This is a genomic window from Pseudonocardia nigra, from assembly GCF_019396355.1.
GTDB classification, from domain to species: domain Bacteria; phylum Actinomycetota; class Actinomycetes; order Mycobacteriales; family Pseudonocardiaceae; genus Pseudonocardia; species Pseudonocardia nigra.
Map to the genome: position 1 here is coordinate 1 of NZ_JAHKRK010000156.1, position 19,108 is coordinate 19,108.

Consider the following 19,108-nt stretch of genomic DNA (forward strand, 5'->3'; position numbering starts at 1 on the left):
CCGGCGCTGCCGGGCTGGCCGCCGTGCTGGCCGTGGGGGACGGGCCGGATGTGCTGTGGCGGGATCGGCCGGGGCAGATCGTCCTGGTCGAGCTCGCCGCCTCGCTCGTCGCCCTGGGGCTGGCCACGCGTCGGCGGCACCCGTGGGCCGCAGCCGTGCTGCTGCTCGTCGTCGTGGCCGAGGGTGTGCGCTCACATGCTGCGGTGGTCACGACGGGTTGGGGAGGCGTGCTCACCGGCGTGCATCTGGCCGCCGCGGCCGTCTGGGTCGGTGCTCTGCTGCACGCGGGCAGGGCGGCATGGGTGTGGCGGGCCCGGCCACCCGCCGTGCGGTGGGTGGTCCTGGGCTACGCGCGGCTCGCCCTGTGGCTCCTGCTCGCGGTCGTGGCCACCGGCAGCGTGTCCGCCGTGCTCCTGGTCCCGTGGTCGGCGCTGACGACGACCGCGTACGGCCGGATCCTGCTGGTGAAGCTCGCGTTGGTGGCCTCCGCGGTCGTCCTGGCGATCCTCGGCCGTCGCGCGCTCGGCGGCCCGGACGGCCGGCTGGGGCGGCTGCGGGGGTCGACCCGGATCGAAGGCGCCGTCCTGGTCGGAGTCCTCGCCGTCAGCGCGGCACTAGTCTCGGCGCCGCCGGCCCGCGGCGCGCAGCCGGTGCCGGCTCCCGCACCGGTGGGGCCCGTGGTGCCGATCGGCGATCTCGCCGGACAGATCGGGGTCAGCGCCGCAGCCAGCGAGGGGCAGCTCGTGGTGCGGTTGAGCGCTCCGCGCCGGGGCGACTACTACGGACCCGAGGAGCGCACCGAGTACCAGCTGAGCGGCACCCTGACCGGACCCGACGCGCGAGCGGCGGACCTGGAGTTCCGGGACTGCGGCGAGGGCTGCTTCGTCGCCGCCACCGGCTGGCAGGACGGCGAGAACCTCCTCGGCCTGCGAGTCGCAGCGGCGGGGTGGCAGGGCGGCGCCGTCGCCGGCCGCGTCGCCTGGCCGCCGCAGCCTGCCGGCGACCTGCTGCCCGCAGTCGTGGCCGCGATGCGCGCGGCCGGCGAGTTCGAGGTCTTCGAGATGGTCACCAGCAACACCAGCGCCCCGCTGCCCGAGCCGATGCTAGTCACGGACCGGGGCGACCGTGTGGGGATCCGCGGCCGGGGAGCTGGGCTACCCGCACCGGCCGCTGAAGGATCGAGAGGTCATCGAGTTCGGCGATGTGGGCATCGAGGTGGTGCACACCCCCGGGCACACCCCGGAGCACATCAGCCTGCTGGTCTACGACCGCACGGCCGGCGCGGACAGCCCGGCGCTGATGCTCTCCGGCGGGGCACTGCTGGTGGGCGACCTCGCCCGGCCCGATCTGCTCGGCGGACCCGACCAGGCCCGCCAGGCCGCGCAGGCGTTCTGCGAGACCATCCAGACCACGCTGCTGCCGCTGCCCGACCACGTCGAGGTCTTCCCCACCCACGTCGCCGGATCGTTGTGCGGGGGCAACATCGGCAGCCGACTGTCCACCACGGTGGGGTACGAGCGCCGCACGAACGCGATCCTCGCCCAGGTCGACTCGACGGAGGGTTTCGTGCGCGAGTGCCTGCGTCTGGACAATCTGCCCGCGGTACCGCCGTACTGGCGGCGGATGCGCAGCCAGAACCTGGCCGGCGTCGCGCCGCTCGGGGTGCCCGCCGAACCGCCCGCGTTGACCGCGGCCGAGTTCGCCGCGCAGCAGGACGCCGGCGCGCTGGTCCTCGACACCCGGGCCCCCGAGGCGTTCGGGGGTGGTCACATCCCGGGCGCGCTCAACGTCGGTCTCGGCGCCGCGTTCCCCACCTGGGCCGGCACCGTGCTCCCCGACCAGGCCGACGTGCTGCTCGTGCTCGACCGACCCGGCGACCTCTGGGACGTGGCGTGGCAGCTGCTGCGCATCGGCTACCCGATGCCGCGCGGGTGGCTGCGCGGCGGCATGACGGCCTGGCGCACCACCGCCCGGCCCGTCGACTCCACGCCGCAGATCACGGTGCACGAGCTCAAGGACCGCCTGGACCGCGGCGAGATCCACCTGCTGGATGTGCGCCAGCCCGACGAGTGGCACGCGGGGCACGCCCCCGGCGCCACCTTCATCACCGGCGCCGAACTGCCCGAACGGCTCGACGACGTACCTGACGACCGGCCGGTTGCCGTCACCTGCGGCAGCGGCTACCGCTCCTCGGTCGCGGCCGGCCTGCTCGCCCACCGCGGCCGGCGCGATGTCGTGAACGTGACCGGCGGCATGAGCGCCTGGCGCAACGCCGCCTACCCACTGGAGCGGTGACCGGCCCGACCGGCACCGGGTCCACCCGGGTGGCGCTCAGCCACCCGCCACGGGTTCCCCCCGCCCGGGCTGCACCGGCCCACCCGTCCTGGACTCCGGCCGCTGCCCGGCGAGCACCGCGTCGATGGCTCCGGCCAGCAGCGGGTAGGTCGACGGCCCGGTGATCTTGGCGACGATGGTGCCGGAGCGGTCGAGGACGAAGGTCTCGGGCACGCCGAAGACGCCGAACTCCAGCGCGGCGCGCGACCCGGGGTCGGTGACGTAGCGGTAGTTCTCCCCACCGCGGCCCATCTCGTCGAGGAACGCCTGGGCCGCCGCCTGCGAGTCCTGGTAGTCGATCCCGACGAGGACGACCCCGGCGTCGCGGTACTGGGCGGCGGTTGCGAGCAAGGCGGGGTGCTCCTCCCGGCACGCGACGCACCACGACGCCCAGAAGTTGACCACGACGACCTGACCGCGCAGCTCGCTCAGCGACAGCGTTCCCTCGGCCTCCAGGTAGGGCAACGTCACCGCCGGTGCCGGTTGCCCGATCAGCGGGCTGTCGACCAGGGTCGGGTCGGTGCCCAGCCGGGACCCGAAGACGGCACCCACGCCGACCGCGCCGAGCACGACCACCGCGGCGGCCACCGCCAGCAGCCGGAACCGCCGTGAGCGGCGCCGGGGTGGCTTCGGAGCCAGCAGATCACTCATCCGGGTTCCCCCGCTCCGTCTTCCCGGGCGGCGGCCAGCAGCCGGTCGACCTGGTCCCGGACCTGCGGGGTCAGGTCACGGGTGCTGAGCTCCTGCAGCGTGACCCGTGCGGCGGCGGGATCGTTCAGCCCGTAGAGCTGGATGTTCGCCTTGTACCACAGTGCGCGGTCCAAGGACGGGCTGATCGTCAGGGCCTGGTCCGCCGTGGCCAGGGCCTCCTCCGGCTGGCCGATCTGCAGCAGCAGCCAGCTCAGCCCGGCGAGGCCGTCGGCGTTGTCGGGTTCGCGCCGCAGCGCCTCCAGGTAGTGGCGCATCGCACTGCCGTACGCGCCCTGCGCGACGTAGCGGTCGGCCAGCGCCAGCCGCATGCCGACGACTTCGGGATTGGCGGCGACGACCTCCTCGAGCCGGTCGTTGCTCACGGCGGACGGGTCGCCGGCGAGTCCCTGCACCGCCTCGTTCCCGGTGACGAAGCCGCCTGCCGGGCGCTCGACCACCGAGGCCGGCAGCAGGATGACGGCCGCAACGAGAGCGGCCCCGGCCAGCGCGTACGCCAGCGCCCACGCCAGCGGGTGTCTCGACCGGGAGCCGGACGTCGACGGGTCGGTAGCGTCGGCATCCATCTCGGCGTCGAGCGCCTCGAGTGCACGCCCGGCCAGGTTCTCGTAGTGGCGGCGCAACGGCTGCGCGACGTCCTCGGTGACCTCGCCGGCCGCAACCTGCACATCCAGCTCGACGATGTCGCGCACCGCCTGGTCGGCGAGCTGCCGCAACCGGACCTGTCGATCCGTCACGGCTCGTCCTCCCCGCTTCGGAGGTCGGCCCGGACGCGGTCGACTGCCGCGTCCAGCCGTTCCCGGGTCGCTGCCGGGAGCTCCTCGTCGGGCATCTCGGGTCGGCGGCGCACCCTTGTCATCACGAGCAGGGCCCCGACCGCAGCAGCGCCCAGCGGGACCAGCCACACCAGCAGCGTCGTCCCCCGGCGCGGGGGGTCGAGCAGGGCCCAGTCGCCGTACCTGGCGCGGAAGTAGTCCACGATCTCCTCGTCGGTGCGCCCGGCCGCCACCTGCTCGGTGACCGCCTGCCGCATCGCGGCGGCGGTCTCGGACGGCGACTCGGCGATCGAGACGCTCTTGCAGACGGGGCAGCGCAGCCGCTCCGACAGCTCCTGCACCCGGTCCGGGGCCGGCGCGGCCGCGGTCAGCAGCGTCACCACCGTCACCGCGAGCAGGCCGATCACCGTGATCGCAACGGCGAGCGAACCGCGACGCCAGCGTGCTTCAGCCACCGGTCCTCACCTTCACGCGAGGCTCGGCCGGGCCCGCGACCTGGCGTCGGCGTCCTCCTAGGGCCCAGAAGCCACCGGCCACCATGAGCAGCCCGGCGACCCACAGCCACACCATCAGCGGATACCGGAACAGGTTCAGCGTCACGCGGTCCGGATCCAGGCTGCCCAGCGAGACATAGATGTCGCGGGTCGGGGTCGACCAGACCGACGGGTTGCCGACCGCCTGCGGCTGGTTGGGGAACGAGTTCAGGCGCGGCTCGGCGACCCGGACGACCTCCCCGGCGGCGTCCCGGAAGACGATGTGCGCATCGATGACCAGCCGGTCGGGCAGCTGGTGCCGCTCGCTGACCTCGAACGTCATCGAGTAGCCGGCGAAGTCGACCGACTGCCCGCGGTCCAGCGGCACCGTGGCCCGCTCGGCCAGCCCGCCGGACACCGCGATGACCACCGCGGCCAGCGCCACCCCGACGTGGGCCAGCTGCCCACCCCAGTAGCCGCGCTGACCGCGCAGCAGCCGCAGCACCGCCGCCGGCCGGTGGCTGGGCGCGGTGACCAACAGCTGGCGCCCGATGGACGCGACGATGCCGGTCGCGATACCGCCGACCGCCACAACACCAGGGGACCGCACCCCGGCCAGCACCACTACCGCGGCGGCGGCGCTGGCGAGCAGCAGCGGGATCCGCAGCCGCGTCCACATCACCGCGGCGCTCGCGCGGCGGTACGGGGTGACCGGGCCGACCCCCATGGCCAGCAGCAACGCGAAGGACAGCGGGACCGCCATCCGGTCGAAGAACGGCCGCCCGACCGACACCTGCTGCCCGGTCAGCGCCTCCACGAAGATCGGGTACGTGGTGCCGAGCAGCACGACGAACGCGAACAGGCTCAGCAGCAGGTTGTTGACCAGGAACACCCCTTCGCGGCTGGCCAGCGACTCCGGCCGGGACACAGAGGCGATCCGCTCGGCCCGCGCCACGACGAGTGCGAACCCGCCGCCGAGGACCAGCACGAAGAAGGCGAGCAGCGCCGGACCCACTCCGGACTCGGTGAAGCTGTGCACCGACGCGACCACCCCCGACCGGGTCAGGAAGGTGCCCAGGACCGTGAGCGCGAACGTGGCCAGCACCAGGACGAAGTTCCAGGCCTGCAGCATCCCGCGACGCACCTGGACCACCGCGGAGTGGACGAACGCCGTGGCCACCAGCCACGGGATCAGCGCCGCGTTCTCCACCGGATCCCAGGCCCAATAGCCGCCCCAGCCCAGGACCTCGTAGGACCACCACGCGCCGAGCAGCAGGCCCCCGGTGAGAAAGGTCCACGCAACCAGGTTCGCCCGACGTGTCCGGCGCAGCCACTCCACGCCACCCTGGCGAAGCAGCAAGGCCGACATCGCGAACGCGAACGGCACCGTGAACCCGACGTAACCGAGGTAGAGCGCCGGGGGGTGGAAGGCGACCATCAGGTGGTCGGCCAGGATCGGGTTGGGTCCGGGCCCGTCGGCCGGTGGGTCGGCCAGGATCTCGAACGGGTTGGCCGCGAGCAGGAGCAGCCCGAAGAAGAACGCCGCGACCATCCCCAGCACGCCCAGGGCCCCGGTGCCGAGCCGGTCGGTGGTGTCGGGCACCTGGCGCAGCACCACCGCGGTGTAGCCCGCGAGCACCAGCACCCACAGCACCAGGCTCCCCTCCAGCGCTGCCCACGCGTTCGTGATGGTGAACAGCAGCGGCGTGGCCCGCGAGTGGTTCTCCGCGACGTAGGACACGGCGAAGTTGTCGGTGAGCAGGGCGACCTCGAGCGCGGTCATCGCCAGTACCGCCCCACCGAGCATGCTGGCGACGGCCATCGCCAGCTGGGGGCGCCGCACCACGTCGGGACGACGCTGGCCGTACAGGCCGAGCACGGCCAGCACGATCGAGCCGGCCAGGCCGAGCAGGGCGCCGGCCCATCCCGCGGCCGGAACTACCGTCGTCACGTCGCCTCACCCTCCGGGGGTCGGTAGTTCTCGTCGTGCTTGACCTTCATCGTGTCCGCGGCGAACTCGTCGCCGCGCCACGAGCCCTCGAGCACCACCCCGATGCCTTCGGCGAACAGCTGGGCCGGTACGCCCCGGTAGTCGACCGGAACGGTGGCGCCGCCGGGTTCGGTGCCGGTGACCACGAAGCGGACGCCGTCCGCGCTCGGGACCACGCTGCGCTCCTGGACCAGCCCGCCGAGCTGGAACCGGCGGCCGTCGGAGAACTCGCTGCGCTGGGCGACCGCCTCGCCCGGCGTGAGGTAGTACACGAGGTTGCGGTTGAGGTTGCCGAACAGCAGCAGCCCGACGAGCACGGCGACGACGCCGAGGGCGGCGACGGCGAGCAACCGGTAGCGCGTCAGCGGGCCGGCGGCGGTCCGGGTCACCGCGATCCCTCCGCCCGCCGCCGCAGCCCGGCTGCCCGTCCCAGCAGCATCACGAGGTAACCGCTGATCCCGACGCCAGCCGCCGCATAGCCCAGGGCGACCCAGGCCCACTCAGACATCGGATCCCTCCCATCCCGGTGCGGACACCGCATCGCCGGCCAGCGGCCGCGGCTGCGCCTCCTCGGCGGCGTCGAGCTCCTCCTCGGCCGCGGCCAGCCCCGCCCGGGCGCGCACCAGCAGCGCGTACAGCAGGGTGAACGCCACGACGTTCACCAGCAGCGCGGCGAGCATCGTGTGATCGATGGCCGGGTCGCCGGGCCGCAGCACCGTGGGCGGTTGGTGCAGCGTGCGCCACCACAACACCGAGAAGTGCACGAGCGGGACCTGGGCGAACGCGACCACCCCGAACACCGCCGACCGCCGCGCCCGCGCCAGCGGGTCCGGCGCGGCGCGGCGCAGGGCCAGGTAGCCGAGGTAGATGAAGAACAGCAGCGCGGTCGTGACCAGACGGGCATCCCAGGTCCACCAGACGCCCCAGGTCGGCTTGCCCCAGATCGACCCCAGCGCGATCGCCAGCCCGGTGAACAGCACCCCGACCTCGGCGCTGGCCGCGGCCACCCGGTCCAGGCCGGGACGGCGCCGCCACAGCCACCCGAGGCTCGCGGCGAACGTGACGCCGTAGGCCAGGAACGCCGTCCACGCCGCGGGCACGTGCACGTACATCAGCCGCACCAGCTCGCCCTGCACGTAGTCGGGCGGCGACGCCATCGCAGCCGCCAGCCCGCCCGCACCGGCGATGCCGGTAACGACCGGGAGACGGCGGCCGAACACGCTCATGTCAGATCCTCCAGGTACCGGGCACACCACGCGGCGAGCAGCGCGGCGATCAGGTCGACGGTGGCGACGAGCAGCAGCCACGGCCACGGCGGACGGCCGTACCGCGCCGCGGTCAACACACCGGTCGCGCCGAGCAGCAGCGGCACCGCGACGGGCGCGACCAGCAACGGGCCCAGCGTGGTGCGCCCCGCCAAGCCGGTCGCGAGCGCGTCGGCGAGCGCCCCGAGCAGGGCCAGCCCGGCGGCCACCAGCACGAAGACCGGGACCAGCCAGGGCCATCCGGTCAGGTCCGGGTCGTAGAGCACCACGGCGACCGGGAGTAGCAGCAGTTGGAACGCCAGCAACAGCACACCGTTGGCCACCGCACGCCCGGCGAGCCGGATCCGCGGCCCGACCCCGGCCAGCCGGAGCAGGGCCAGCTGCGCCGGCCCGTCCACCGCGCTGGCCCGCAGCGTGACCAATACGCCGAACAGCAGCACGACCAACCAGTAGAGCGCCGGCCCCAGCTCGCGCAGCATCGGCGTGTCGACCCCGACGGCCAGCGGAGCGAGCAGCAGCGCGACGGCTCCGAACGGGGCGGTGACGAGCAGGGCTTCACCGGCCCGCCGCTCCATGCGCAGGTCCTTGCGGGCCAACTCGAGGCACTGGGTGAGCGGGGCTACCGGCGGGCCCGTTCCGGCCGTCACCGGCGGGCCTCCGACCGTTCCACGTTCGACGGGACCGGAACGGCGCGGCCGTCGAGCACCCGGACGAGGCGGTCGGCCAGGCCGGTCAGCCGGTCGGGCTCGTGCGAGACCAGCACACACCCGCCGCCCCGCTCGCGCACCCGGCGCACCACCTCGTCGACCAGCCCCGTAGCGGCGGAGTCCAGGCCCGCGTGGACCTCGTTGAGCAGGAGAAGCAGCGGTTCGGTGAGCAGCACGCGGGCCAGCTCGGTGCGCCGCAGCATGCCCTGCGAGCACCGGTCCGCCCGCCGCTGCGCGGCGCCAGCGAGCCCGACGGCGGTCAAGGCCCGGTCGGCAGCGTCGGCGGTGCGTCCGGTGAGCCGCGCCACGAACTGCAGGTTCTCGGCCAGGGTGAGCTGCGGGTACAGCGCCGGCTGGTGCCCGATCAGGCCGATGCGGGGTCGCACCGCGGCGCAGCCCGACGCGCCGAGGGCGGCTCCGAGCACGTGGCCACCGCCGGCCGAGGGCGCGATCAACGTCGCGAGCAGGTGCAACAGCGTCGTCTTGCCTGAGCCGTTCGCGCCGAGCACCCCGAGCACCTCACCGGGCCGAAGCTCCAGGTCCAACCTCCGCAGCACGGGGGTCCGCTGCACGGTCACATCGACGCGATCGAGGCACACCAGCCGGGCCTCGCCGTGCGCGCGAGGTCCGGCCGACCCCGAGCCGGCGAGGTGTGCATTGCGCAGCATCTCGTCCCCGTTCGCTCTCTCCCGACTGACCTACTATCGCACTCCGTAGATGGGAGAGTGCCGGCCGGGTTGAGAACCCGGAGGGAGGAGCGCGACGTGGAGCTGTTCGCCCTGATGTCGCTGGCCGCAGTGGCCGGCGCGGTGTCGTTCAGCTCGCCGTGCGTGTTACCGCTGCTGCCCGGCTACCTGTCCTACGTCTCGGGCTTGTCCGGAACCTCCAGGGCCGGCGACGGAACGATCCCCGCGCGCCGGCGGGTTCTGCTCGGCGCGGTGCTCTTCGTTGCCGGGTTCACCACCGTGTTCACCACCCTGGGCGCCACCGCCTCCGCGCTCGGGCTGATGCTGCGCCAGAACCTGGCCGCGATCAACGTTGTCGGCGGGGCCGTGGTCGTGGTGATGGGCGTGGCGATGACCGGCCTGCTCCGGATCCCGGTGCTGCAGCGCGAGATGCGGCCCGCCCTCGGCCGCGTCGGTGCCGGTCCGGGCAGCGCGCTGCCGCTGGGTGCGGCCTTCGCGTTCGGCTGGACCCCCTGCGTGGGACCTGTGCTGGCCTCGATCCTCACCACCGCCGCGAGCAGCGCCGACCTCGGCCGGGGAGCGCTGCTGCTGCTGGCGTACTCACTCGGCCTCGGGCTGCCGTTCCTCGCCCTGGCCGCGGGTATCGACCGTGGGCGGGACCGCTTCGGCTGGCTGCGCCGGCACAGTCGCCGCATCGAACTCGTCGGCGGCGTGGCGTTGGTGGCCACCGGTGTGCTGATGATGACGGGCGAATGGACCGCCGTGATGAGCAGCATGCTCGCCTGGTACGCCCGGTTCGGCTGGCCACCGATCTGAAGCGCATGGAGCCCGGCTGCGTCTCGCTTGGCCCGCCGGACGAGGCCGCGCCCCTCAGCTGAGTGGCTGGAACATCGAGAAGGTGCGGCCGTTGTCGCCGGAGTGGTGGATGCCCGAGTCGGTGGCGACGTAGACGTCCGTCGTGCCGTGCGTGGTGAGTGCTTCGGGCCGTCCGGGAACCCGGCCTTGCTCCGTCCAGCTACCGCCGCCGTCCGCGCTGGTATGCACCGCTCCGTCCGGCGCGATGCCGACGAGCCGATCGGTGGACGGCCAGTCCAGCAGCAGCAGGAGCGGTGCGCCGGGCATCGGGGAGAACGTCCGGCCGCCGCCGGTGCTGCGTGCCGGGCCCTGTTCCGTCGTGGCCAGCAGCACATCGGGGTCATCGGGGGAGACGGCGAAGTCCGCCAGGGCGAGCCGGGCGCGCGGATCCCACGTCGTCTTGTCGGAGGTCACCATGAGCTGGCGCGTCTGGCTGTCGTAGCCGTACACCCGGCCGTGCGCCGCCTCCAGCGCGTGGAAGTCGGCCTCACCCGACAGGGACAGCGAGCGCCACGTGTTACCGGCGTCGGTGCTCTCGATCAATCCGAGGTGCGGAGGCTGGTCGGTCTCGCTCGGGTCCGGGTGGCCGCTGCCCAGGAAGTGATCCGGGCCGACGATCGTGAACCCCATGGTGTCCTGGCTGCGGCCCGCGATCTGCTCGGGCTCACCGTTCGACGGTAGGCGGAACACCCCGAAGTGGCTGGCCGCGTACAGGTTCCCGTCGGCGGGATTGATCCCGAGCCCGTGCACGTGGGCGAGCTCCGGTATTGCCGCCGCTTCGGCGGGCGCCGCCGTTGCCGTCCCGTCGGCGGGCGCGGCGTTGTCGGCGGCCTGGCCGCACCCGGCGAGCGCCACGAGTGCGGCCGCGACGAGGCCTGTCCGGAGTGCCGACCGTGCCGTCCGGCGCGGCCTGGGGAGTCGCATCTGCACCTGAGCTCCTGAGTATCGACGAACCTACGTATGCGCTGCGGAGGTTAGTCGGCGGGCTGTCAGGCGGCGCACCCGTGGGGTGACCACGCGACGAATCGCTGCACGGGATGGGGGTGGTCGACCCGACCGCGGCAGGCGGGGCCGGGGGTCAGATGGAGATCACGGCGTCGCAGAGCCCGGACTGGGCCAGCGCCAGGAGCGGCCCGATCAACAGTGCGATGGCGGCGAGGCCGAGGCGCAGCCGGGTTGCTCGGACCTGCTCGGGGGCGGGCGGGAACATCAGCCGCTCGGCCCGGTCTGCGACCGCGGTCCCGGCGGCGGCCAGTGCGCGAGGAGGCAGCGTGGACCCGGTGGAGAGGACGAGCAGCGCTTCGGCCAGGGTCCGGCGGCCGTGTTCGCGGGCTGCCGCATCGTCGGCGCGCATCTCGAGCAGCCGGCTCAGCTCCCTGTTGCCTGCCGTGAACAGCGTGATCCGCGGCATGGTGGCTGCCAGCGCTCGGATGATGGCGAGCAGCAGATGGTGACGACCGGCGAGGTGGGCTCGCTCGTGCGCGAGCACGGCCTGCAGGTGCGGCTCGTCGAGGGCGTCCACGGTGGCCCGGCTCAGCACGATCGTGTGTGGACGCCCCGCGACCGCATAGGCCAATCGGTCCGGTGCATCGACGACCACGGCGCCGAGCGCGTGGTCCCACCGGCCGACCAGCCGGGCGGCATCGGCGTGCCGATGGGTGTGGCGGCGGGTGCGATCGAGGGCGCCTCCGAGTCGCGCCGCCAGTACGACCAACCCGGCCACCACGAGTACCGCCAGTGCGGCGAGACCCACCTGAACCGGTGTTCCGTGCGCCCCGGTGACCGCGGCGTGCAGGATCGCGACGCATCCGGCCAGGACTTGGCCGAGGTCTCCGCGGGCCAGGAGCAGGTCGATGGCTGCGAGAACGACGGCTGCGATCCATGCCACGAGCACGCTGCCGATGGCCAGCACCCAGAGCCGAATGCCCATTCGTGGTGCGCACCCACTGTGCGTCGCGCGGAGCAGCACGTCCGGAGCGAACACGGCGACGGCGAAGCCGTAGCCCAGCAGGCATACGGCGAGACTCACGCCCGAGCCTCCCCCGCCTGGCGGCGCAACAGCTCCTGAAGCCGCTGCGACTCCTCCTCACTCATCTGACCCACGAAATGACTGAGGATGGCCTCGGAGTCGCCCCCGCTGCTCAATACCTCCCGCATGACCGTGGCGCTGTACTCGGCGCGGCTCGCCGTCGCCCGGTAGCGGTGCGCCTTGCCCTCGCGTTCCCGGGTCAAGCGGCCCTTCCGGTGCAGGTTGTGGATCGTGCTCAGCACGGTGGTGTAGGCGATCTGCCGGTCCTGCCGCATCTGCTCGTACACCTCGCGCACCGTGGCCCCGCCTTCCGCCGCCCACAAGTGCTGCATGACGACGCCTTCAAGCTCACCGAACCCGCGCACGTCACCTCCCACCATCGCCCCGTTCAGGGTAACCAACCGGGCGAGCAAGGCTCCGTCCCTCGCTCCTCCCGCTCCGGCGGCGAGGGCCGGGGCAACGTCACTACAGGCGCACGATTCATCAGATCTTCACGATGTCGCCCTACCGTCCCGCCCCAGTGCCGGCGACCTCAGCGCCGTGACCCCGTCTTCCGGCCGTCATGTCCCGCACGCGGGGTGCGAGCGGCGAACGTCTCGATGGGACCCGATCGAGTGCGATGAGGCGAGGCCGGTCGAGACGAGGCGAGGCTCATCTACTATCTACGTACGTACTTCGTAGAAGAGCGACTGTAGTTCGGAGCGAGGAGGAAACGTTGGAAGCACTGCTGCTCGGTGTGGCCGCGGTGGCGTGTCCGATCGGGATGGGCCTGATGATGTGGATGATGCGTTGCTCCGGCGGCCAGAGGAGTGGGCTGCCGGGGGATTCGGTGGCGCGGCAGGAGCTTGCTCAGCTGCGCGCCGAGGTCGACCAGCTGCGTGACGCGCGGTCGACCTCGCAGCCGGTGGGCCACCAGCGGTGACGGCGTCGGACGAGCGTCCCGTCACGGCCGCCGCAGACCGTCATCGTTCTTCCCTTTCGCAGGTCCGTCGGGACATGGCGTGGAACGGGGCCAGGCCCGGTGATGCGTGATGGTTGAGCTGTTGGTGGGAACGACCCTGCTGGCCTCGTTCCTCGGTGGTCTGGTGGCGCTCCTCGCGCCGTGCTGTGTGTCGGTGATGCTGCCGGCCTACCTGGCCACCGGCTTTCGGCACCACGGCGGCGTCGTACCGGCGACGCTCGTGTTCGGCGCCGGTGTCGCGACGGTCATCCTGCCGATCGGGCTGGGTGCCACAGCGCTGAGTCGGTTGCTCATCGAGCAGCACACGGTGGTGTTCCTCGTCGGCGGCGCCCTGATGTTCATCGGTGGCCTCGCCATGCTCGCCGGTTGGAAGCCGAACCTGCCGATGCCGGCGGCGCGCACGACCGGCCGGAAGAACTTCCGCTCCGCCTACTTCCTCGGGATGTTCGCCGGTGTGGCCAGCGCATGCTGCGCTCCGGTGCTGGCCGGGGTGGCGGTGCTCTCCGGGGCGGCGGCATCGTTCCCTGTGGCCCTCGCGATCGGTCTGGCCTACGTCGCCGGGATGGTGGCCCCCCTGGCTGTGGTGGCCCTGCTGTGGGACCGCCACCAGGACCGGCTTGCCCGGCTGCTGACCGGCCGCCACGTCACGCTGCGAATCGGTCGGTGGCGACGCCGGCTCGCGCTGGGCAATGCGCTCGCGGGCGCCCTCATGATCATCATGGGCGTACTCGCCGGTGTCCTGGCCTTCACCGGCACGGCGATGCCGACCGAAGGCTGGCAGATCCGAGTGAGCGCCTGGCTGCAGCACGCGAGCACGGTCACCGTGAACGCGCTGTCCTGGCTCCCCGGGTGGCTCATCGCCGCAGCACTGCTCCTCGGATTCGCCTATTTGCTCCGGCGCCGGCGCGGCTCCGCCGCCGGCCCTACCCGCACCCCCGTCGAGGAGAGCGAGCATGACCAACAAGACATCCGGTAGGTCGACGAGGCGCCGCGCCCCGCAGACCAAGCAGCGCGGCACGGTGCTGCACGCCGCCGGGTCGACCAGGCGGCGGGGCTGGGCGGTCGCCTGGGCACTGCTCGCCGTGTTTGCGGTCGCCGGCCTCTACCTGATCTACAACTCCTCCGCCACCAGCGCGAACGGCACCACGAGCGCCGCCGCGAGCGGGTACGCCCACGTCTCCGGAGAGCCGGGCGCCGGCGAGACGGCGCCACCGTTCACCCTGGCGGCGAGCTCGGGCGGCCAGGTGAGCCTGTCGGACTACCGCGGGCGCAGCGTGCTGCTGTACTTCCAGGAAGGGCTGATGTGTCAGCCGTGCTGGGACCAGATCCGTGACCTGGAACAGAACATGGTGGCGCTTCGCGCGGCCGGTGTCGACGAGATCGTGTCGATCACTACCGACCCGGTCGACCTGGTCGCTCGGAAGATGGCCGACGAAGGGCTGGCCACGCCGGTGCTCTCCGACCCCACGTTGAAGGTCAGCCGGGCCTACACAACCAACCAGTACGGCATGATGGGCACCTCCCGCAACGGCCACAGCTTCATTCTCGTCGGACCGGACGGCCAGATCACGTGGCGCGCCGACTACGGCGGCGCCCCCGATTACACGATGTACCTCCCCACTGAAGACTTGCTCGCCGATCTGGAGCAGGAGCGGGTGCGGTGAGTCGAGGCGTCGAAATCACGCTACTCACTCAGGACGACTGCGCGTTCTGCGGCGTGGCCAAGGAGATCCTGACCCGAGTTCGACACGACTACTCGTTGCGGGTCCGTGAGATCGATCTGGCGACGGCGGAGGGTCAGCGCCTCGCCGCATCGGCCGGTGTGCTGTTCGCGCCCGGGGTCCTCATCAATGGCCAAGCGTTCAGCTACGGCCGGCTGTCCGAGCGCAAGCTCCGCCGTGCACTCGGGCGACAGAACACTGCCTAGCGGTGTCCTCTTGGGGCCTGCGACATGATCTCGTCGTCCCGGGCAATGGCTGCCTCGCACCAGGTGAGGCTGCCTGATCGCCGTGCTTCGTCGGCCACCGGCCGGACGGGTCGGCCTGCTGTCGAGGTGGACAGAGCGGCCGCTGATCTCGGTGAGCATGATCAGCGTCCTGGCGACGCGGGCGACGTCGGCAGGACGCTGCCTGCCGCGCTTACTGGTTGATGGGCTGCATGAGGGCGCCGAACTCGACGATGGCGTTGGTCAATGCCTGGTCCTGGTCCAGGAAGACGCCGGTGATGGCAGGGTTGCTCGCGGCCCAGTCGTGGGCGGCTTTCGGCGTGGTGAAGAAGTTGATGTGACTACAGGTGCGGTCCACTGACGGACAGCAGGTGTCAGCGGTGCTGCCTGCGAATACCACCGCGGTCTCGGGTTCCCAGCCTGCCTTGTGGTGGTCGACCTGCACGGTCACGCTGTGGTTGGTACCCGGTTCGGTGCTCGTGATGGTGACCGGGAGACCGAGCATGGCGGAGATGCCGAGGGCGTCGATGGCGCACATCGCGTACACGCCTGCGCTGCCGTCCCAGGTGACGCGGTGGCGGGTCGGGACGGGCGAGAACGGGTAGGCGGCGCGGATCTTGCCCTGCTCGTCGACGGCGAGGACGTCCCGCCCGGTCAGTTCGGCCAGGACCAGGTCGGGATCTATGCCGTGGTCGCGGGCCATCCGCTCCAGGTCCGCCCGCGACGGTGCGTGGCCGGTCTCGGCGAACGCCGTCAACGCCCACCGGTGCAGCTGCCGGGCTGGTGGGGTGAGCGCGGCGGCCGCGGCGCACTTGTTCAGCTCGAGATCGGGACGGTCAGTCATCGGGCCGTCTCCGGTTCGTAGCGCAGCAGGGCGCCGCCCATGTCGCGGGCCGCCGCGAAGGCGTCCGGGATGGACAGGATGACGATGTCGTCGCGGCCGGCGGCCCACTGCTCGGCCTGGGCGCGGTTGGGGAAGAAGTGGTTGTGGTGGCAGAAGGTGCCCCAGATCGCGGTCGCAGTGCTGAAGTCGACCTGGTCGTTGCGGGGCACGCGTTGGGTGGCCACCGCCTCGACAGGGTCGACATCGGTGACTCCGGACGGGCTGGCGTGCAGTCGCACAACCTCGCTCGTGCCGGGGGCTGTCGACTCGATCGCGATCGGCTTGTCGAGCACGTGGGCGAAGATCAGGGTGTCCATCCCGCACCATGCCCACATCCGCACACCATCGACGGTCATCTGGTGAGGCGAGGGGTTGTGGGTCACCCCGAGGCCGACGATCCGGCCGTCGTCGTCGCGTTCGGTCCAGGCATCGAGCACAATGTGCACCTGCTCCCGCTCGATACCCAGGTCCGCGGTCGCCGCCAGGGCGTGGTCGCGGGTGACGGGCTGGCCCTGCGCGAGCAGGCGGAGCATGCGGATCAGCAGGCGGGCCTTGTCGGTGCCGAGGTCGAGGGCGCCGCCCGGCCTGGTGAGCTCCGCGATCGCTGGCGTGGCGTTTGTGCTGGTCACGGTCCTACCTCCCACGGGATGGTCTGGTGGTTGCGTGGTCGGGCGCGACCGTATGGTCTGACCCCGGGGTGAGGGTCAAGCGCTCTCCGCGCACCGGGGGTCGCCCGCCCAGCAGGTACCGCCCCAAGCGGGCAATTCCGTGTGGTGGATGGCCTCGAACTCGTCGATGCGGCGCAGCGTCTGCTGCAGCTCGGCGACGCGCCGGACCAGCCGCTCCCGGGACCGGTGTAGGAGCTCGGCCAGGCGGGGACCGATCGGCGCTGCGGTGCCGGTGAGCTCGCGGATCTCGGCCACGGTCAGCCCGAGTCCCCGTAGCTGGCCGATCACCTGGACGCACCACAAGGCGTCGGAGTCGAACAGTCGGTAGTTCGTGGCGCTGCGCCCGACGCTATAGATCAGGCCCCAGTCGGTGTACTGGCGCAGGGTCTTGATCGGCGCGCCGGTGCGCCGGGACAGCTCCCCGACCGTCATCAGCCTGGTGCTCATCAGCCTGGTCCTCAGTGTTTCGCGTGGAGGGACGGGTGCTCGGAACCGGAGCGAGGCGGGCAGCAGTTGTGCCCGCCGGTCCTGGCGAGCCGGCGGCGGCGCCGGAACGCCCAGAGCACGGCGACGGCCGCCAGCAGCACGCCGATGGCGATCACGACTGGATTGGCCAGGACGGCGCCGAGAGCGCCGAGCGCGCCGGCAGCCAGCAGCGCCGGACCGGCACAGCACAGCACCATCAGGCCGGCGAAGGCCGAACCCGCGGCCACGGACCAGTGGTCTCGGTGCTGGTCGCTCACGACGACCCCGTGGCCGCCGGCTCTGTCGGCCTGGACTCGGTGGGCGCCCGGGCGTCGATGCGCATGCAGGCGGCGAGCGCGGCGGCGTTGTCGGCCGCCAGCGCCCGCGCCAGGTGCACCACCTCGGCCACCCGCGGGTCGGTGACGCGGTAGTAGGAGAACCGTCCCTCCCGGCGGAACTGGACGTAGCCGCAGTCGGCCAGGCAGGCCAGGTGGGAGGACACCCGGCTCTGGGCCAGCCCGATGTGCCGGATGCACTCGCTCACCGAGCGCTCGCCGGCCAGCAGGAACTCCAGCAGCCGCAACCGGGCCGGATCACCCAGAGCGCGGAAGAACTTCGCCAGCACCGCGACCCCCTCCGGCCCGCCCGGCAACAGCGTCAGCGGGGCGTCGCAGCAGTCCACGCCCCCGGCGCAGTTGGTCGTCGTCACCCACCCGCTCCTCTCACCCGCTCCAAAATCCGCCTATGCGGATGAATTGGCCCTAGCATAGGTTCACCTCGTCGCATCCGGGTAGCCGGATGTGTAGGACCGAAAGGGTGGCGAGACTCGTGGTGAGCTACGACCTGGCGGTGATCGGTTCGGGTGGCGGCGCGTTCGCGGCGGCGATCGCCGCGCGCCGCAAGGGCAAGACCGTGGTGATGATCGAGCGGGGCACGGTCGGTGGCACCTGCGTGAACACCGGCTGCGTGCCCTCGAAGGCGCTGCTGGCGGCGGCCGAAGCCCGCCACGTCGCGCTGGATCAGCACGTCCCCGGGATCCGCACGAGCGCGGACGCGGTGGACATGGCCGCGTTGATCGGCGGCAAGCGGGAGCTGGTCGAGGGCCTGCGCGCGGACAAGTACGTCGACCTGGCCGCCGAGTACGGCTGGGAGATCCTGCCCGGCACGGCGCGGTTCGTCGACGGCCCGGCCCTGGAGGTCGCGCTTGCCGACGGCAGGCGGACACGGGTGGAGGCCGAGCACTACCTGATCGCGACCGGCTCGGGGCCGTGGGAGCCGCCGATCGACGGCCTGGACGAGGTGGACCACCTGACCTCCACCACAGCCATGGAGCTGGCCGTCTTGCCGGAGTCGATGGTCGTCGTCGGCGGCAACTACGTCGGCCTGGAGCAGGCACAGCTGTTCGCACGCCTGGGCGTGCAGGTGAGCCTGGTGGAGATGGAGGACCGGCTGGCCCCCGGTGAGGAGCCGGAGATCTCCGCCGAGCTCGCGCGGATCTTCGCCGACGAGGGCATCGGCGTGCACACCGGCGCGGTGGTCACCGCCACGCACCGCGACGGCGGCCGGATCCAGGTCGAGCTGCGCGACGCCGACGCCACCCGCCCGGTGCTGCACGCTGACCAGCTGCTGGTGGCCACCGGCCGGCGCCCGGTCACCGAGGGGCTGAACCTGGCCGCGGTCGGGGTGAAGGTCGGCGCCCGGGGCGAGGTCGTGGTGGACGAGTACCTGCGGACGGACAACCCGCGGATCTGGGCCGCCGGCGATGTCACCGGCCACCCGCAGTTCGTCTACGTCGCCGGCGCGCACGGAGCCGTCGTGGCCGACAACGCCTTCGACCACGCTGGGCGCACGCTGGACTACCACCATCTGCCGCGGGTGACGTTCACCAGCCCGCAGATCGCCTCGGCCGGCCTGACCGACGCACAGGCGCAGGAGCAGGGCTACACCTGCGAGTGCCGGGTGCTGCCGCTGGAGTACGTGCCGCGCGCGCTGGTCAACCGCAACATCCGCGGCCTGATCAAGCTGGTCGCAGACCGCCCGACCGGCCGGCTGCTGGGCGCGCACGCGCTGGCCGACGCGGCCGGCGAGGTGATCACCGCCGCCCTCTACGCGCTGGCCAACCAGATGACCGTGAGACAGATGGCCGAGCTGTGGTGCCCGTACCTGACCATGGCCGAAGGGCTCAAGCTGGCCGCCCAGACCTTCAGTCGCGACGTCGCGAAGTTGTCCTGCTGCGCGTCCTAGTGTCTCGTGTCCGAAGTCTTTTGACGCTGCGCTTTGGCCAGGATGGCCTCGGCGTCCTTGGTCCAGATGAACGGTTCACAGCGCTCGTTCCATGCGTCGATGAAGCGGCGGATGGCGGC

24 protein-coding genes and 1 pseudogene are annotated in these 19,108 nt (G+C 72.3%); 8 read left to right on the plus strand and 17 right to left on the minus strand.

From position 1 onward, the window contains the following. Positions 1–335: 335 nt before the first annotated feature. Together KME75_RS46990 and KME75_RS46165 are read left to right on the plus strand one after the other, a co-directional pair. A pseudogene (locus KME75_RS46990) lies at positions 336–605 on the plus strand (CopD family protein); the annotation flags it as partial. Positions 606–1,125: 520 nt separating this feature from the next. Beyond that, positions 1,126–2,295: a rhodanese-like domain-containing protein gene (locus KME75_RS46165; protein ID WP_219418036.1), complete on the plus strand. Its 1,170-nt coding sequence runs from the start codon at positions 1,126–1,128 to the stop codon at positions 2,293–2,295. Positions 2,296–2,331: 36 nt separating this feature from the next. On the opposite strand, the gene KME75_RS28845 is transcribed toward KME75_RS46165, so the two are convergent. The 9 genes from KME75_RS28845 to KME75_RS28880 are packed head-to-tail and all read right to left on the minus strand — an operon-like array spanning position 2,332 to position 8,921. Then, a complete protein-coding gene (locus tag KME75_RS28845) occupies positions 2,332–2,985 on the minus strand; it encodes a TlpA family protein disulfide reductase (protein ID WP_219418037.1) in 654 nt (217 codons plus the stop codon). Next, entirely contained in the window at positions 2,982–3,779 is a 798-nt protein-coding gene (locus KME75_RS46170; protein ID WP_219418038.1) for a tetratricopeptide repeat protein, read from the minus strand. Before KME75_RS46170 ends, KME75_RS28845 begins: the two co-directional genes overlap by 4 nt. After that, on the minus strand, positions 3,776–4,273 hold the full coding sequence (locus KME75_RS28855) for a cytochrome c-type biogenesis protein (protein WP_219418039.1): 498 nt from the start codon (positions 4,271–4,273) through the stop codon (positions 3,776–3,778). The genes KME75_RS46170 and KME75_RS28855 overlap by 4 nt, the downstream gene beginning before the upstream one ends. Continuing rightward, positions 4,266–6,242: a heme lyase CcmF/NrfE family subunit gene (locus tag KME75_RS28860; protein ID WP_219418040.1), complete on the minus strand. Its 1,977-nt coding sequence runs from the start codon at positions 6,240–6,242 to the stop codon at positions 4,266–4,268. The genes KME75_RS28855 and KME75_RS28860 overlap by 8 nt, the downstream gene beginning before the upstream one ends. Next, positions 6,239–6,670 carry a cytochrome c maturation protein CcmE gene (locus tag KME75_RS28865; RefSeq protein WP_308283181.1) on the minus strand — a complete coding sequence of 144 codons (432 nt, stop codon included), beginning with the start codon at positions 6,668–6,670 and terminating at the stop codon, positions 6,239–6,241. The genes KME75_RS28860 and KME75_RS28865 overlap by 4 nt, the downstream gene beginning before the upstream one ends. Next, the gene (locus KME75_RS45220; protein WP_281424738.1) at positions 6,667–6,789 is read right to left on the minus strand and encodes a hypothetical protein; all 123 of its coding nucleotides are present in this window, start codon (positions 6,787–6,789) and stop codon (positions 6,667–6,669) included. The genes KME75_RS28865 and KME75_RS45220 overlap by 4 nt, the downstream gene beginning before the upstream one ends. Beyond that, positions 6,782–7,507, minus strand: a complete 726-nt coding sequence (gene ccsA, locus KME75_RS28870) for a cytochrome c biogenesis protein CcsA (protein ID WP_219418041.1) — start codon at positions 7,505–7,507, stop codon at positions 6,782–6,784. The genes KME75_RS45220 and ccsA overlap by 8 nt, the downstream gene beginning before the upstream one ends. Then, a complete protein-coding gene (locus KME75_RS28875) occupies positions 7,504–8,193 on the minus strand; it encodes a heme exporter protein CcmB (protein ID WP_308283184.1) in 690 nt (229 codons plus the stop codon). Before KME75_RS28875 ends, ccsA begins: the two co-directional genes overlap by 4 nt. Further along, on the minus strand, positions 8,190–8,921 hold the full coding sequence (locus tag KME75_RS28880; RefSeq protein WP_219418042.1) for an ABC transporter ATP-binding protein: 732 nt from the start codon (positions 8,919–8,921) through the stop codon (positions 8,190–8,192). The genes KME75_RS28875 and KME75_RS28880 overlap by 4 nt, the downstream gene beginning before the upstream one ends. Before the next feature lie 96 nt (positions 8,922–9,017). Between KME75_RS28880 and KME75_RS28885 the strand changes: the two genes are divergently transcribed. Continuing rightward, positions 9,018–9,755 (plus strand): cytochrome c biogenesis CcdA family protein, encoded by a 738-nt coding sequence (locus KME75_RS28885; protein ID WP_219418043.1) that lies wholly within the window; start codon positions 9,018–9,020, stop codon positions 9,753–9,755. Positions 9,756–9,809: 54 nt separating this feature from the next. Here the strand turns inward: KME75_RS28885 and KME75_RS28890 are convergent, their stop codons facing one another. The 3 genes from KME75_RS28890 to KME75_RS28900 all read right to left on the minus strand — a co-directional run bounded on the left by KME75_RS28890 (position 9,810) and on the right by KME75_RS28900 (position 12,203). Continuing rightward, on the minus strand, positions 9,810–10,718 hold the full coding sequence (locus KME75_RS28890; RefSeq protein WP_219418044.1) for a F510_1955 family glycosylhydrolase: 909 nt from the start codon (positions 10,716–10,718) through the stop codon (positions 9,810–9,812). A gap of 154 nt (positions 10,719–10,872) precedes the next feature. Then, complete coding sequence (locus tag KME75_RS28895) at positions 10,873–11,823, minus strand: M56 family metallopeptidase (protein ID WP_219418045.1); 951 nt, start codon at positions 11,821–11,823, stop codon at positions 10,873–10,875. After that, positions 11,820–12,203: a BlaI/MecI/CopY family transcriptional regulator gene (locus KME75_RS28900; protein ID WP_219418046.1), complete on the minus strand. Its 384-nt coding sequence runs from the start codon at positions 12,201–12,203 to the stop codon at positions 11,820–11,822. The genes KME75_RS28895 and KME75_RS28900 overlap by 4 nt, the downstream gene beginning before the upstream one ends. Positions 12,204–12,538: 335 nt before the next feature. Between KME75_RS28900 and KME75_RS28905 the strand changes: the two genes are divergently transcribed. The 4 genes from KME75_RS28905 to KME75_RS28920 all read left to right on the plus strand — a co-directional run bounded on the left by KME75_RS28905 (position 12,539) and on the right by KME75_RS28920 (position 14,711). Continuing rightward, on the plus strand, positions 12,539–12,745 hold the full coding sequence (locus KME75_RS28905) for a hypothetical protein (RefSeq protein ID WP_219418047.1): 207 nt from the start codon (positions 12,539–12,541) through the stop codon (positions 12,743–12,745). A gap of 109 nt (positions 12,746–12,854) precedes the next feature. Next, complete coding sequence (locus KME75_RS28910; RefSeq protein ID WP_219418048.1) at positions 12,855–13,760, plus strand: cytochrome c biogenesis CcdA family protein; 906 nt, start codon at positions 12,855–12,857, stop codon at positions 13,758–13,760. Then, positions 13,738–14,448 (plus strand): peroxiredoxin family protein, encoded by a 711-nt coding sequence (locus tag KME75_RS28915; RefSeq protein WP_219418049.1) that lies wholly within the window; start codon positions 13,738–13,740, stop codon positions 14,446–14,448. Before KME75_RS28910 ends, KME75_RS28915 begins: the two co-directional genes overlap by 23 nt. Continuing rightward, positions 14,445–14,711 carry a glutaredoxin family protein gene (locus KME75_RS28920; protein ID WP_219418050.1) on the plus strand — a complete coding sequence of 89 codons (267 nt, stop codon included), beginning with the start codon at positions 14,445–14,447 and terminating at the stop codon, positions 14,709–14,711. Before KME75_RS28915 ends, KME75_RS28920 begins: the two co-directional genes overlap by 4 nt. A 211-nt stretch (positions 14,712–14,922) precedes the next feature. Here KME75_RS28920 and KME75_RS28925 read toward each other — a convergent pair whose 3' ends face one another. The 5 genes from KME75_RS28925 to KME75_RS28945 all read right to left on the minus strand — a co-directional run bounded on the left by KME75_RS28925 (position 14,923) and on the right by KME75_RS28945 (position 17,454). Beyond that, positions 14,923–15,573 (minus strand): alkylmercury lyase family protein, encoded by a 651-nt coding sequence (locus tag KME75_RS28925; protein ID WP_219418051.1) that lies wholly within the window; start codon positions 15,571–15,573, stop codon positions 14,923–14,925. Next, on the minus strand, positions 15,570–16,241 hold the full coding sequence (gene merB, locus KME75_RS28930; protein WP_219418052.1) for an organomercurial lyase: 672 nt from the start codon (positions 16,239–16,241) through the stop codon (positions 15,570–15,572). Before merB ends, KME75_RS28925 begins: the two co-directional genes overlap by 4 nt. A 75-nt stretch (positions 16,242–16,316) precedes the next feature. After that, the gene (locus KME75_RS28935; RefSeq protein WP_246633050.1) at positions 16,317–16,727 is read right to left on the minus strand and encodes a MerR family transcriptional regulator; all 411 of its coding nucleotides are present in this window, start codon (positions 16,725–16,727) and stop codon (positions 16,317–16,319) included. An 11-nt stretch (positions 16,728–16,738) separates the two neighbouring features. After that, entirely contained in the window at positions 16,739–17,023 is a 285-nt protein-coding gene (gene merT / locus KME75_RS28940) for a mercuric ion transporter MerT (RefSeq protein ID WP_219418053.1), read from the minus strand. After that, positions 17,020–17,454, minus strand: coding sequence for an ArsR/SmtB family transcription factor (locus tag KME75_RS28945; protein ID WP_308283185.1), 435 nt, complete (start codon positions 17,452–17,454; stop codon positions 17,020–17,022). Before KME75_RS28945 ends, merT begins: the two co-directional genes overlap by 4 nt. A gap of 107 nt (positions 17,455–17,561) precedes the next feature. On the opposite strand from KME75_RS28945, the gene merA reads away from it, so the two are divergent. After that, positions 17,562–18,989, plus strand: coding sequence for a mercury(II) reductase (merA, locus tag KME75_RS28950; protein WP_443690185.1), 1,428 nt, complete (start codon positions 17,562–17,564; stop codon positions 18,987–18,989). Positions 18,990–19,108 lie beyond the last annotated feature (119 nt).